This is a genomic window from Paraburkholderia sp. BR10872 (assembly GCF_040965835.1).
Classification (GTDB): domain Bacteria; phylum Pseudomonadota; class Gammaproteobacteria; order Burkholderiales; family Burkholderiaceae; genus Paraburkholderia; species Paraburkholderia nodosa_A.
In genome coordinates this window covers 1-13,829 of record NZ_JBFRCN010000072.1, presented here as the reverse complement: position 1 = coordinate 13,829, position 13,829 = coordinate 1, and the positions used below count along the sequence as shown (strand labels likewise).

The window sequence follows — 13,829 nt, the reverse complement described above, 5'->3', positions numbered from 1 at the left end:
AGCAGTCCAAATCTCACCCGGAGACACACAACGATGAAGAAAGCAGGCCTTGGTATCGGCACGTTCCTCGCGACTAGCGCAGCCCTCGTGGCCAGCCCCGCGTTTGCGCAAAGCAGCGTTACGCTTTACGGCGCAGTAGACGACGCCATCACCTACGTCAACAACCAGAACGGTCACTCGAATGTCTATCTGCGCCAGGGCAACCTGTATGCGTCGAAGTTCGGCTTGCAAGGCAAGGAAGATCTCGGTGGCGGCACGTTCGCGATCTTCGACCTGCAGAATGGCTTCGACCTCAACTCGGGCGCGCTGTCTTCGAGCGGACTGATCTTCAATCGCCAGGCCTACGTGGGCCTGCAGAACCAGAACCTGGGCACGTTCACGGCCGGCCGTCAGTACACGCCGTATTACCTGTTCGTCGGGCCGCTCACGGGAAGCTCGTGGCTCACCGGCGCAACCGGCGCGCACCCCGGCGATATCGACGGTCTCGACACGACCGTGCGCATCAACAATTCGGCGACTTACACCTCGCCGATCTTTTACGGCGTGCAGGCGAGCGCCATGTACGCGCTCGGCGGCATTGCGGGGAGCGCCGGCAAGGGTCAGACGTGGAGCGCCGCGCTGCGCTACTCCGCCGGCCCGGTGAGCCTCGCGGCGGCCATCCTGCGCATGGACAACGCGCAGTTGACGAGCGGATTCGACAGTTCGTCAACGGGCAGCTTCGGCAAGTCGTCGCTTAATACGGGCTATGTCTCGGCTAGCGCGGTCCAGCACATCGCGGCGGGCGGCAACTACACGCTCGGCAACCTGGTCCTCGGCGCGTCGTATTCGAACGTTCAGTACATCGCGGGCGGCAAGTCGATCTTCCACGACACGGCCATCTTCAACACCTGGGCGGCGCTCGCCGTGTATCGCTTCACGCCGGCCTTCGACGTGGGCGGCGGCTTCGCCTATACGCTGGCTTCGAAGGCCAACGGCATCACGAGCGCGGCGCGCTACCAGCAGTACTCGCTCAAGGAGTCGTACCACCTCTCGAAGCGCACCACGCTCTATGCGCTGCAGGCCTACCAGCACGCCGGCGGCCAGACGCTCGGGGCGAACGGCGCGGGCAACATCGTCAACGCAAGCCCCGCCGTGGGCGACTCGCAAAACTCCACGCCTTCGTCCACGCGCTCGCAGTTCGTCGGCATGGCCGGTATCGCGCTGCTGTTCTGATCCGGTGTTCCGATGCACCGGCGGGGGCCGCCCGCACGGCCACCGGTTTCGTTCGCCGCCCCTCGACGCAGCGGCACGGCGCTGAGTACACTCGCGGATATCGCCTAAACGAATCCACGCGAATCCGCGAACTCACCGTGCCGCCCCCCGTTCCCGCCATCAGCCCACGCCTGCGCAGCAGGCTTCGCACGCTCGCCAAAACCCAGCCCAAGGCTGTTCAGCGCACCTATGACACGCTGCTCTCGCTCGAAGGCTATAGCGCGCTCTCGGCGGCGGCGCGCAAGGACATCTTCACGTCGATCGCGTTTTCCGCGAACCAGTGGTTCCAGTGCCTGTTCGACGGCACGCCGCCCACCGCCGAAGTCATGGATCAGACTGCGGCGTTCGCGCGCCGACGTGTCCACCAGAACGTGCCGCTGCGTTCGCTGCTGCGCGCCTTTCGCCTGGGCGCGCGTGAGTTGTGGCGCACCTGCACGGAGCTCGCCGAGGCCGACCCGGCGCTCGCGCACGAACTGCTATTCGATATTTCGCCTTATCTGCTCGATTACTTCGACGCGATGGCCGAGCACATCGCCGAAGCCTATCTCGACGAGCAGCACCAGCAAGCACGCTGGCGCGGCTCGCTGCTGCAGCAGCTCTACGACCTCGTGTTCCATGCTCCCGATGACGCCGCGCGCTTTCGCGAGACCGTCGAGGCGCTCGGCCTCGACGCCACGCTGCCGCGCATTGCGCTCGCTGTCGATCTGGATTTGCGCGACCACGCGCCTTCGGTGCGCGAGGATGCGCTCGACCGTTTCGCGCTCAGCGCCGCGCGGCACTTCGAGCTGAAGCCCGACGCGCTGGTGCGTGCGTGGCATCGCGAGCGGCTGGTGTTCTGGCTGCCGTGCGTGCGCGGCGATTCGATGACGCGCAACGACCAGCGCGTGACCGAGCATGCGGCCGCGCTCGCGCGCGCCGAGCCGCGCGTGCGCAGCATCGGCATCGGGCTGATGAACGAAGGGGCGCGCGGCTGGGCGGCCTCGGTGGAAGAGGCGCTCAAGGCGGTGGACTTTGCGCCGCGGGGCAGCCACGTGGACGACAGCGAAGAAAATGGCGACTTCCTGCGCGTGCACCGCTTTTCCTCGATCGCAATCGAGGAGAGTGTGCGCAGCAGCGCCAACGTGCTGCGTTATCTCGTCTCGCTCGCCGAGCAGCTGGCGACGGAGGCCGACCTGCTCGCCACGCTCGAAGCGTGGTTTGCAAGCGGCCAGCGCCGGCGCCAGACGGCCGAAACGTTAGGTGTACATCCAAACACGCTCGACTACCGGCTCGAGCGCATCGAGACGCTGCTGGGCGCGAAGCTCGCTGATGCGCACTGGATTGCGCGGCTGGATATCGCGCTGAAGCTGCGCGGAGCGACGCAGGGTGCCCAGCGCGATGGCAAGAAGAAGGAGAGGAAGGGGCGCATCGGAGTAAAGAAAGCGAAGAGCGCGGCGCGCTGAATGACGCGGCGCGCCCCTGTCGCGCGTCACCCCGCGTCGCGCAATTCCCGCCGCAAGATCTTGCCCACCGTCGACTTCGGCAGCGCTTGAACGAAGCTCACCACGCGCGGCACCTTGTACGCCGCGAGTTGCGCCCGGCAATGCGCGATCACGGCTTCCTCGCTCAGCGCCGCCTCACGCGCGGGCACCACGAACACACGCACGGCCTCGCCGCTGCGTTCGTCGGCCACACCCACGCACGCGCATTCGGCCACGCCCGGCAGCGCGGTCACGACCGCCTCGATTTCATTCGGATACACGTTGAAGCCCGAAACGAGGATCATGTCCTTCGAGCGATCGACGATGCGCAGGAAGCCACGCGCGTCGAACACGCCCACGTCGCCGGTGCGAAAGTAGCCATCGTCCGTAAAGGCGGCGCGCGTGGCCTCGGGCTGGTTCCAGTAGCCCTGCATCACCTGCGGACCCTTCGCGCAGATCTCGCCCGGCTCACCCGGCGCGGCTTCGACGCCGTCGTTCATCAGCTTGACGTCGGTGGAAGGCACCGGCAGTCCCGTCGTCCCGGTGAAGCGATCGACGCTCCCCGGATTGAACGACAGCACCGGGCTCGTCTCCGAGAGTCCGTAGCCTTCGCGGATGAAACCGCCGGTCATGGCCTGCCAGCGCTCGGACACCGTGGGAATGATCGCCGCGCCGCCGCCGCCCGCGAGCCGCAGCCGCGAAAAATCGACCTCGCCGATGCGCGGATGCGCAACGAGCCCCGCATAGAGCGTATTCACGCCCATGAAGCTCGTCGGCCGCGCGGCCTTGAACACGTCGATCACGCCGCCCAGATCGCGCGCGTTCGCAACGAGCCAGTTCTCGGCGCCGATCGAGAAGTAGGTGATGAGATTCACCGTCAACGCGAAGATGTGATAGAGCGGCAGCGCGGTGACGACGACTTCCTCGCCCGGGTTCATGAAGCCCGGCATGAAGGTCTTGAACTGCTCGACGTTGGCGACGAGGTTGCGGTGCGTGAGCAGCGCACCCTTGGATAGCCCGGTCGTGCCGCCCGTGTATTGCAGGAAGAGCGGATCGTCGCCGCACAACGCGGGGGCTTCGAACGGCAAGTCGGCGCCCTGCGCGAGCGCCGCCGCAAACGAGCCGGGCTGCGCATCGCGCTCACCGCTCGCGCTTGTGCAATCGCTCGCGGCAACACTCAGCACGTTCTTGACGGCCGTATTCGCCTTGATCGCATCGAACGTCGGCAACGCGCCGTCGAACGCCACGAGCGTTTGCGCGCCGGAATCCGCCAGCTGGTGCTGAAGCTCGCGCGGCGTATAGAGCGGATTCACGTTCACCTGCACCGCCCCTGCCCGCACGATGCCGATCAGCGCGATGGGAAACGCGAGCAGGTTCGGCAACATCACGGCGACGCGGTCGCCCTTCTTCACGCCCACGTGCTGCAGATACGCGGCGAAATCGCGCGAGAGACGATCGACGTCGGCGTAGCTGAGCGAAGCGTCGCCCGGCGAAGCGTCGCCCGGCGAAGCGTCGCCCGCGCGCAATGCCGGCCGGTGCGCATGTTCGCGCATCGCCTCATTGAACATATGCGCAAGCGACGGATGCCGGTCGGGATCGATGGTAGCGGGAATCTCGCCATAGCTGGCGAGCCAGGGGGCTTTCGACACGTTCGTCTCCATGAAATCAATGCGCGGCTTGTATGCGACGTGCCGCGTTTCACGTCCATGCTACGGGCTTGGCCGCGCCGGGAGAACTGGGAAAGCGGATAAGGTGATTGTGAAAAGTCACAAAAGCGCGCCCGCACGCGAACCGGTGCGGCGTCACGTCCGTGTCTGATTTCTGTCAATTGTGCGACACTGCGTCGTCTCGTCCGCATCGCTCTTTCAGCTGCCGACGCGGCACCGCGCCACGCACGTTTGCGAACCCGCATACGCTGCGCCGAGGCGCTTCCCCGAGCGGATTGACCAGAGCCCCCACGCTTTCATGCCGGACATACCCTTGTCCCCCTACCGCGCGCAGAGCGCACGCCGCCGCGGTATTGGCATCGCCCTATTTCTCGCCGTCATCGCGGCCGGGGCGATTTATGTAATCGATCATCTCGTCGTCGATTTGCGCGCCGTGCGCGAAAGCTCGGCGCTGCCCTTCATCCTGCTCGGGCTTGCGCTGCTCATCGCGCTCGGCTTCGAGTTCGTGAACGGCTTTCACGACACCGCCAACGCCGTCGCCACCGTCATCTACACGAACTCACTCGATCCGCATCTCGCGGTGGCGTGGTCGGGCGCGTGGAATTTCATCGGCGTGCTCGTCTCCAGCGGCGCGGTCGCGTTCGGCATCCTGCAACTGCTGCCGGTGGAACTCATTCTCCAGGTGGGCAGCGGCGCCGGCTTCGCCATGGTGTTCGCGCTCCTGCTCGCCGCGATCGTCTGGAACCTCGGCACCTGGTATTTCGGCTTGCCTTCATCCAGTTCGCATACGCTCGTGGGCTCGATCATCGGCGTGGGCATCATGAACCAGTTCATCAGCGGGCCTTCGGGCACGAGCGGCGTGGACTGGGACCAGGCGTCGGGCGTGGGCAAGGCGCTGCTGTTCTCGCCCGTGGTCGGCTTCGTCATGGCCGCCCTGCTGCTCCTCGTGCTCAAGCTGCTCGTGCGCGTGCCAGCGCTTTATGCAGAGCCCAAAGCCAACCAGGCGCCGCCGCTCTGGATCCGCATCCTGCTCATCCTCACCTGCACCGGCGTTTCGTTCGCTCACGGCTCGAACGACGGTCAGAAAGGCATGGGCCTCATCATGCTGATCCTGATCGGCGTCGTGCCGACCGCCTACGCGCTCAACAAGGCCGTCACGCCCGAGCAAACCGCGGCGTTCGTGGTCGTGGCGCGCGAGGCGTCCGCAACGCTGGGCCGATACGCGCACGGCGCGCCGCCCGAGAACGCGCGCGCCGAGGTCGAGGCGTTCGTGCGCACACGCCAGCTCACGCCCGCCACGCTGCCCGCGCTGCGCCAGCTCACCGATACCATCGCCGACCAGGTCGCCCTTTCCGGCTCGATGGCGACGGTGCCCGACGCGATCGTCGACAACGTGCGCAACGACATGTACGTGGCGAGCGAAGCGATCCGCCTGATGCAAAAGGCGAAGGCACCGGAGATGTCACCCGCTGACGCCAAAGTGCTCGACACCTTCCGCAAGCAGATGGACCACTCGACCAAGTTCATTCCGACCTGGGTGAAAGTGGCCGTGGCGCTCGCGCTCGGTCTAGGCACGATGGTGGGCTGGAAGCGCATCGTCGTGACGGTGGGCGAAAAGATCGGCAAGCAGCATCTCACCTATGGTCAGGGCGCCTCGGCCGAAACGGTGGCCATGATCACGATCGGCATGGCCGATGTCTACGGCCTGCCGGTATCGACCACGCACGTGCTCGCTTCGGGCGTGGCCGGCACGATGGCCGCGAACGGTTCGGGCCTTCAGTGGGGAACCGTGCGCAACCTCGTGCTCGCGTGGGTGCTCACGTTGCCGGCTTCGATTGCGCTTGCTGCGGGTCTCTACTGGATGTTCCGGCAAGTTTTCTGACATCGGCTTCGCGCAGCATGTCGCGCAACCGGAACTTCTGCACCTTGCCTGCGGGCGTGGTCGGCATGGCGTCGAGCAGCCATAGCCGTTCGGGCAGGTACTGCACGGCAACCTTGTGCGACTTGAGAAAGCCAACGAGCGAAGGCAAATCGACCGCCTCGCCGGGCCTCGCCACCACCACGGCGCAGGCGCGCTCGCCCAGCCGCTCGTCCGCATACGCGACGATCGCCACCTGCGCAACGGCGGGATGACGATAGAGCAGCGACTCGATCTCCACCACGGGAATGTTCTCGCCGCCGCGGATGATCACGTCCTTGCTGCGGCCGCTGATGCGGATGTAGCCGCGCTCGTCGACGATCGCGAGGTCGCCCGTGTCGAACCAGCCTTGCGCGTCCGTCGCATTGAGGTGCGCGCGCTTGAGATAGCCGCCGAATCCCGAGCACGCCCGCACGAATAGCCGCCCCGCCACGTTCGGCGGCAGCGCCTGGTCGTTCTCGCTCACCACCTTCACTTCCACACCCGGCAGCGGCGCGCCGTCGGTCGTGGAGGCGCGTTCGTCTTCGTCGTCCAGATGCGTGAGCGTCACGGCGCCCAGCTCCGTCATGCCCCACGCGGAGACGATCTTCGCCCCCAGCGCCGTGCGTGCGCGATCGACCAGTGCGCCGGGAATGGGCGCGCCCGCACACAAGAACGTGCGCAGCGTCGGCACGCGCGTGCCTGACTCGATGGCCGCGTTGGCGAGATCGCCGAGAAACGCCGTGGACGCCATCGTAAACGTCGCACGCTCCTGTGCGATCAGCGCAAGCGCCGCCTCGGGCTGCCATACGTCCTGCAGGACGGCGCTCGCCCGCAATGCGACCGGCATCATGAGGCCATACATGAAGCCGGTTTGATGCGCCATGGGCGAGGCCATCAGCACGACATCGTCGCGGCCGAGACGCATGGCCTGCGCGTAAGGATGAATGTTCGAAAACAGCGTGTTCGCCGTGTGCATCACGCCCTTGGGCTCGCCCGTCGTGCCGGAGGTGTAGAGCAGTTGCGTCACGTCGTCGGGGCCTGGGCGATTGTGGGCGAGGATGGCTTCGGCGTCACTCGCCTCTTCCCAGCGCGGGCCGCTCAGCAGCGCTTCGAAACTGTTGCGCGCCGGCTCGCCTGCGTCAGTCGCGCCCACGACCACCACGTGCTGCAAGGCGGGTAGTTCAGCCCGCAACGCGCGCAGCATGGCCTCGTAGTCGAAGCCTCGATAGCGCTGTGGCACGATCATCACCTTGCTGCCGCCGTGGTTGAGCATGAACGACAACTCGCGCTCGCGAAAGATCGGCATGAGGGGATTGAGCACCGCACCGATGCGCGAGCACGCAAGATACAGCAGCGTGAACTGCCAGCAATTCGGCAGTTGCATCGAGACCACGTGGCCCTTTACCACACCGAGCCGAGCGAGGCCAACGGCAATCCGGTCCGCCATGCGCGCCATCTGCGCGTACGTGAAGCGCGTGGTCTTTCCGTCTTCGATTCGTACCGCCGTAAGCGCGATCTTCGCCGGACATTCGGCCACGCAGGCGTCCAGTTCGTCGTTGATGGTGCGCCCGGGCCACCAGCGCCGTGCCTCCTCCCGCGCCCGGCGCGGCCCGATCAGTACCGCGTCGAACTCCATGTGCACCCTCCCGTGGTGTTGCAGGAAACGTCGCAGGCAGCGCGCATCATGCCGGCACCGCGTCGCGGCCCGCGTTCGAGCGCGCGATGATGGTCTTCATGATCTGAGCCGTGCCGTCGCCGATCTGGAAGCCGAGCACGTCGCGCAGGCGCTGTTCGAGCGGCCCGCGGTCGTAGCCGCCGTGCCCGAACGAAAGCAGGCATTGATGCACCACGTCGTAGGCGAGCTTCGGCCCCCACCATTTGCACATGGCGGCTTCGGCCGTATGCGGCAGCCCACGGTCCTTGAGCCACAGTGTTTGCAGACACAACAGCCGTGCGGCCTCCACCTGGGTTGCGTATTCGGCGAGCGGATGCGAAACGCCCTGGAATGCAGAGAGCGGCTTGCCGAAGGCCTCGCGCTGCGCGACGTACTCCCACGTTTCTTCGAGGCTCACGTTCGCCACGGCGAGCACCTGTAGGCCGATCAGCGCGCGCGAAAAGTCGAAGCCCTGCATCACCTGGACGAAGCCCTTGCCCTCGTCGCCCAGCAGATGGTCCACCGGCACGCGCACGTTCTCGAAGAAGATCGAACCGCGTCCGATCGCGCGCTGGCCGTGGCAGTCGAAGCGATTGCGCGTAACGCCCGGCAGATCCATCGGCACGAGAATGGCCGAGACGCCTCGCGCGCCGTCTGCCACGCTGCCGGTGCGCGCGAACACCACGGCGGCGTCGGCCTGATCGGCGGCCGAAATCGAAGTTTTCTCGCCGTTGAGGACGTAGTGATCGCCCACGCGCTCCATTTTCAGCCGCAGGTTCGCGGCATCCGAGCCGCCGCGCGGCTCCGTTAGCGCGATTGCGAGCAGCGCGCGGCCCTGCGTGAGGCGTTCGAGCCACGGCCGTGCAATCTCGGGGGCGGCATGCTTGGCGAGAATCTGCCCGTTGAGCGAGGCGAGCAGGTTGATGTACGAGAGGCTCAGGTCCGCGCGCGCAATCTCCTCGTGGATCACCCCGGCGGCGAGGCAGCCCAGGCCCTGGCCGCCATACTGCTCGGGCAATTCCGGCGCGATGAAGCCCATCTCGCCCATTTCGCGCATGAGGCCGCGATCGAGCACGCGTGTGGTGTCGCGCTCGATAAAGCCAGGCGCGACGCGCCCTTGTGCGAAGCGCCGCGCGTGCTCGCCGAGCGCGACGAGGTCTTCGTCGATATACGGATTCATGGTGTCTCCTTGAAGCGGCCTGCTCTATTCATTCGTCATCCTGATCGTCACGGAGACACCGTTATTTGGCGTACTTGCGGAACTCGGGTTTGCGCTTTTCCTGGAACGCGCGCACGCCCTCGCGGGACTCTTCCGTGTCGTAGTAGAGCTTGAGCGCGTACATGCCCATGCCCGCAATGCCGGCCTGATGCGCGGTGTCCATATTGAACGAGCGCTTGGCGATCGCAATGGCCGTGGGGCTCTTTTCCATGATCTCATCGCACCACTTCTGAACTTCCGCGTCGAGCTGATCGTGCGGCACGACGGCGTTCACGAGGCCCATGGCCAGCGCTTCGGCAGCCGGATAGCGGCGGCACAGATACCAGATTTCACGCGCCTTCTTTTCACCCACCACGCGAGCGAGAAACGCCGTGCCGTAACCGGGATCGACCGAGCCGACCTTCGGGCCCGCCTGGGCGAACACGGCCTTTTCCGAAGCAATGGTGAAATCGCAGATCGTGCACAGCACGTTGCCGCCGCCCACCGCATAGCCCTGCACGCGTGCGATCACGGGTTTGGGCACGTCGCGAATCGCCGTGTGCAGCTCTTCCATCGGCAGGCCGATCGTGCCGCGTCCGTCGTACTGTCCCGCGTGCGCGGACTGGTCGCCGCCCGTGCAGAACGCCTTGTCGCCTGCACCGGCAAGGACGATTGCGCCGATCTCTCGGTCGTAGCCCGCCGTGTTGAGCGCGTGAATCAGTTCGTCACAGGTGCGGCCGCGAAACGCGTTCATCTTGTCGGGCCGGTTGATGGTGATCCATGCCGCGCCGTTGCGCACTTCGTAGAGGATGTCTTCGTAGTTCATGATCGATGCCTTTAATGATTCGTAGTCGATAGAGCGCGCGTTCGCCGGCGTTAGCCCGCCATGGTCAGGCCGCCCGATACGCTCAGCACCTGGCCCGTGATGTAGTTCGCGTCGTCGCTCGCGAAGAACACGATCGCGCCGGGCAGATCGTCGGGCTGCCCGATGCGGCCGAGCGGAATGGAGCGCTGGAACGCTTCCAGCAGCTTTTCAGGGTTGCCAGCGCCTTCCTTGTACTCGGCGAAGAGCGCGGTGTCGGTCGGGCCCGGACACACCACGTTCACGGTGATGCCGTGGCGCGCATGCTCACGCGCAATGGTTTTCGAAAACGCCACGAGGCCGCCCTTGCACGCCGCATAGACCGCCTCGCCCGACGAGCCCACACGCGCGGCGTCCGAGGCGATGTTGATGATGCGTCCGCGCTTGCGCTCGACCATGCCGGGCAACACCGCGTGATGCATGTGCAGCGCGCCCGTGAGATTGATCGCGATGAGCTTGTCCCACTGTGCCGGTTCGGTTTTCGTGAACGGGCGGAAAACGTCCCAGCCCGCATTGTTCACGAGCACATCCACAGGACCGAGCTGCGCTTGCACTTGCTCGAGCGCCGTTTCCACCTCGGCGCGGTTCGTGATATCGCAACGCAGCGCCAGCGCCTGGCCGCCCTTTTCGAGAATTTCGTCAGCCACCTTCAGCGCCGCTTCGAGCGACAGATCCAGCACCGCCACGCGCGCGCCCTCGGCCGCGAAGCGCCGGCAGGTCGCCCCGCCGATGCCGCCGCCACCACCCGTCACCACGACCGTCTTGCCTTCGAGTTTTCGCACCGCGATTCTCCATTCGGTTGAGCAGTACCATAGACGCCTTCGATGCTGCCCCACCTTTGGGTCTCGCCTCGAATTACGTAAATATGTTGACGTATACTAGGTAACACTCGGATCGAAGACAAGCGTAGAAGCATCAGGAGAAACCCTTGCCTAAAGCACCAAAAATTCAGGATTCAAGCCGCTTCGATCTTGCCAACCGGCTGTTCTTCCGGCTCTACCAATGCGCAAACATATTGCATAAAACCGGCACGCGCGCCGTGGAAGCCGAGGGTTTGACCACGCAGCAATGGGCCGTGCTCGGCGCGCTCTCGCGCCCGGAGGCCCAGCCGGGCATGAGCGTGGGCGATCTCGCGCGGTATCTGATGGTGAGCCGCCAGAACCTCTCGGGCTTGATCAGCCGGATGGAACGCGACGGCCACGTGAGCACCCAGGCGGATGCGCGCGATCGCCGCTCGCGCCTCGTCTGCATGACCGGGCCGGGCCGCAAGCTATGGGTAGCGCAGGCCACGCCGAAAATCGAGGCGTACTACGAAGCCGTGCTAGAGAATTTTTCGTCAGACGACATGACGCACACGCTGCACTATCTGCTGAAGCTGCTCGATAACATGAAGCGAGTGGACGACCGGGAACGCGTGGCGGACGACGACGAGGCGTGAGCGCGCTCCGCTACACTCTGACGTCACGCACAAGGAGAAAACCGCATGAAGATGGACGCATTTCGCTTCGGCACCACCGACTGGTCCAGCGTCGAGCCCACGCAACACAAAGGGGAAACGGGCATGGCCACCTGGCGCACGCGCTTTTTCGGCGACGAGGCCAACCCGATCCGCGTGCGCATGGTCGAGTATTCGCCGGGCTACCTCGCGGATCACTGGTGCAGGAAGGGGCACATTCTGTTCTGCCTCGAAGGCGAACTCGAAACCACGCTCGAGGACGGGCGCAAGTTCGTGCTCACGCCCGGCATGAGCTATCAGGTGGGCGACAACGCCGAGGCGCACCAGTCGTACACGCGCACCGGTGCGAAGCTCTTCGTCGTCGATTGAAAGCGATACCGCTTTAGCGCGGCGCGCCGAGATCGGCGTCGAGCCGCTTGCGCAGGTCGCGCACCACGCGCGCGGCGGGAACGAGCCACCACGTGGGCGCCGCCACGGAGAAGTCGTACGCGAGCGCGGTCTGCGCGGCGCCGGTCGTGTGCGCCCGGCAGCGGAACGCCACCATATGGCGTCGCGTGGCGGTTTGCGAGCCAGGCGAAAAGCGCATGACCGCACGCAGCGCGAATTGTGTATCGTCGGGTGCGGCCTCGTACGATTCGATGCTCCACTCCGCGCCGTAGTGCGCCTCGTGACGCAGCGCCGCGCTCACGCGCCGGCGCGTTTCATCAGCGGGTAAGGCCACGGCGTGCTCGCGCCCCGCACGCCCGGCGCGATACAGCGTGCGCTGCGACCAGCCCCAGCCGAACGTGAGCACCACGCCGCCTGCCACGAGCGCCCACTGCAGAATATGCGTAAGCCAGCGGCCCACCTCGAAGCGCGCGATGGGCGCGAGCAGCAAACCCGAAATCCAGTGCGCGACGACGAAGATCACGACGCACGCGAACACACTCGCGGAGAGCGTCAGCAGCCAGCCCCGCGATGGGTCGTCGAATTTCGCAAACAGGAAATCGCGCACGCCGCCTGAACGCGCGTGCACGTCATTGGCTTCGGCCGCGGTTGCCCCCTCCGGCTCACCTTGCTGCGCGGCATCCGCTTCATCGCGCAGCCCCGTGAGTTCGCCGTGCAGCGAGTCGCGCTCGGTCCGCATGCGCTGGATCTCGTCGAGGGTACGCGTGCGCTCGGCGCGCAGCCCGTCCAGCTCGGCGCGCACGCGTTCACGCTGCGCCAGCAACGCCTGCATCTGCGCGTGCAGTTCGTCGGCTTGCGCGACGCTCAGCGCGGAGCGGCTCACCGGCGGCGCATGATGCACGGACCAGTACGCCTCGAGCAGCTCGCGCGCCTCCTTGACGCGCTTGAACTGGTCGTCGGCCCAGCGCATCGAGGCGGCCGTGGGGTGCCGCCATTTGTCGGGATGCAGGATCTGCGCGAGATGGCGATAGTGATGCTTGATGTCCGCCTCGCTCGCCCCCGGCTCCAGATCGAGCCGGTAGTAGAGGCGGTCGTAATCCACGGGTCGGTAATCGCGGCCTGGCATGACCTGTATCTGTTCGTCAGTGGATGGGTTGGCAGGCGGCGCGACGCCTGCCCACTCAAGTTAGCGCAATGCGCCCAGTCCGGCAAGGAAAGCGCCGCAGCCGTTGCCCGCACCGTTTCAGCGCGGCCGGCCCCCGAGCAGGCGGCTCAACGTCGCAAACGCGGTGGCGGGGAGCTCGTGCAGCTTGCGCACGACCACGGCATCCGGATAGAACGCCTCGACGGCGTCGTCCAGTATGCCGATGCCGACCAGCTCGATGCCCTGCTCCCTGACCGCCTGCACGCGCGCGAGCAGGTCGCTGCGCAACACAGCCGGGTCGCCGTCGCTCGTCGAAGGATAGCCGTCCGAGAGGACCAAAAGCAGCCGACGGCGCGCCTTGCGCTGGGCGAGCCGCGCCGCCGCCCAGGCGAGCGCTTCGCCGTCGGGGTTCTCGTGGCCGCACTCGATGGCCGCGAGCCCGCTCAGGCCGCGTGAGTCGAAGCGCTTGAACACGCGCAGATCCAGCCGCTCGACAAAGCGGTTATACCCCCGCAGATCGGCGCCGGCCGCGCGCTCGCGCTCATAGCGCGCGCGCAGTTCCGGCGCTTCGATCGAGCTGTAACCGAGCACTTCCGAATCGAAGGCGAGCTGCGTGAGCGCGTCGGCGAGCGCCGCCGCGCACAGGCGCGCCAACTCGATCTTGCGGCCCGCCATCGAGCCGCTCAGGTCGAGCAGCAGCGTGACGACCGTGTCGCGCCCGCTCGCATGACGCGCCACGCAAAACGGCGTACGGTAGCCGCGCGAGGCGGCGAGACGCGCGAGCGCCGCGCGGTCGATCTCGCCGCGCTCCTGCTCGCGCTTCCAGTGCGTAAGTTCGTCGGCCTTGAGC

General features: G+C 66.2%; 11 protein-coding genes and 1 pseudogene. 5 read left to right on the top strand and 7 right to left on the bottom strand.

Annotated features, from left to right (window positions below; translation table 11 throughout):
- The first annotated feature begins 33 nt into the window (after positions 1-33).
- Together AB4Y43_RS36015 and AB4Y43_RS36010 are read left to right on the top strand one after the other, a co-directional pair.
- Positions 34-1,212 carry a porin gene (locus AB4Y43_RS36015; RefSeq protein ID WP_368729954.1) on the top strand — a complete coding sequence of 393 codons (1,179 nt, stop codon included), beginning with the start codon at positions 34-36 and terminating at the stop codon, positions 1,210-1,212.
- Positions 1,213-1,349: 137 nt separating this feature from the next.
- Entirely contained in the window at positions 1,350-2,693 is a 1,344-nt protein-coding gene (locus tag AB4Y43_RS36010) for a PucR family transcriptional regulator (protein WP_368729953.1), read from the top strand.
- A gap of 26 nt (positions 2,694-2,719) precedes the next feature.
- On the opposite strand, the gene AB4Y43_RS36005 is transcribed toward AB4Y43_RS36010, so the two are convergent.
- Complete coding sequence (locus tag AB4Y43_RS36005) at positions 2,720-4,360, bottom strand: AMP-binding protein (RefSeq protein WP_368729952.1); 1,641 nt, start codon at positions 4,358-4,360, stop codon at positions 2,720-2,722.
- Positions 4,361-4,676: 316 nt separating this feature from the next.
- Between AB4Y43_RS36005 and AB4Y43_RS36000 the strand changes: the two genes are divergently transcribed.
- Positions 4,677-6,260, top strand: coding sequence for an inorganic phosphate transporter (locus AB4Y43_RS36000; RefSeq protein WP_368729951.1), 1,584 nt, complete (start codon positions 4,677-4,679; stop codon positions 6,258-6,260).
- On the opposite strand, the gene aliA is transcribed toward AB4Y43_RS36000, so the two are convergent.
- The 4 genes from aliA to badH form a co-directional block, all read right to left on the bottom strand.
- Entirely contained in the window at positions 6,196-7,914 is a 1,719-nt protein-coding gene (gene aliA, locus AB4Y43_RS35995; protein ID WP_368729950.1) for a cyclohexanecarboxylate-CoA ligase, read from the bottom strand. The genes AB4Y43_RS36000 and aliA overlap by 65 nt on opposite strands.
- A gap of 46 nt (positions 7,915-7,960) precedes the next feature.
- Positions 7,961-9,112 (bottom strand): cyclohexanecarboxyl-CoA dehydrogenase, encoded by a 1,152-nt coding sequence (gene aliB / locus AB4Y43_RS35990; protein WP_069268609.1) that lies wholly within the window; start codon positions 9,110-9,112, stop codon positions 7,961-7,963.
- A 61-nt stretch (positions 9,113-9,173) separates the two neighbouring features.
- Positions 9,174-9,956, bottom strand: a complete 783-nt coding sequence (gene badI / locus AB4Y43_RS35985) for a 2-ketocyclohexanecarboxyl-CoA hydrolase (RefSeq protein ID WP_368729949.1) — start codon at positions 9,954-9,956, stop codon at positions 9,174-9,176.
- 50 nt (positions 9,957-10,006) lie between these two features.
- Positions 10,007-10,774: a 2-hydroxycyclohexanecarboxyl-CoA dehydrogenase gene (badH, locus tag AB4Y43_RS35980; RefSeq protein ID WP_368683514.1), complete on the bottom strand. Its 768-nt coding sequence runs from the start codon at positions 10,772-10,774 to the stop codon at positions 10,007-10,009.
- Positions 10,775-10,920: 146 nt separating this feature from the next.
- Here badH and AB4Y43_RS35975 point away from each other — a divergent pair, with 146 nt between their 5' ends.
- Both AB4Y43_RS35975 and AB4Y43_RS35970 read left to right on the top strand, forming a co-directional pair.
- Positions 10,921-11,430: a MarR family winged helix-turn-helix transcriptional regulator gene (locus AB4Y43_RS35975; RefSeq protein ID WP_368729948.1), complete on the top strand. Its 510-nt coding sequence runs from the start codon at positions 10,921-10,923 to the stop codon at positions 11,428-11,430.
- A 45-nt stretch (positions 11,431-11,475) separates the two neighbouring features.
- A complete protein-coding gene (locus AB4Y43_RS35970) occupies positions 11,476-11,817 on the top strand; it encodes a DHCW motif cupin fold protein (RefSeq protein ID WP_368729947.1) in 342 nt (113 codons plus the stop codon).
- Between the two features lie 13 nt (positions 11,818-11,830).
- Here the strand turns inward: AB4Y43_RS35970 and AB4Y43_RS35965 are convergent, their stop codons facing one another.
- Positions 11,831-12,961, bottom strand: a complete 1,131-nt coding sequence (locus tag AB4Y43_RS35965; RefSeq protein WP_342947436.1) for a DnaJ domain-containing protein — start codon at positions 12,959-12,961, stop codon at positions 11,831-11,833.
- Between the two features lie 117 nt (positions 12,962-13,078).
- Positions 13,079-13,829 (bottom strand): annotated as a pseudogene (locus AB4Y43_RS35960) (cobalamin biosynthesis protein CobT); the annotation flags it as partial.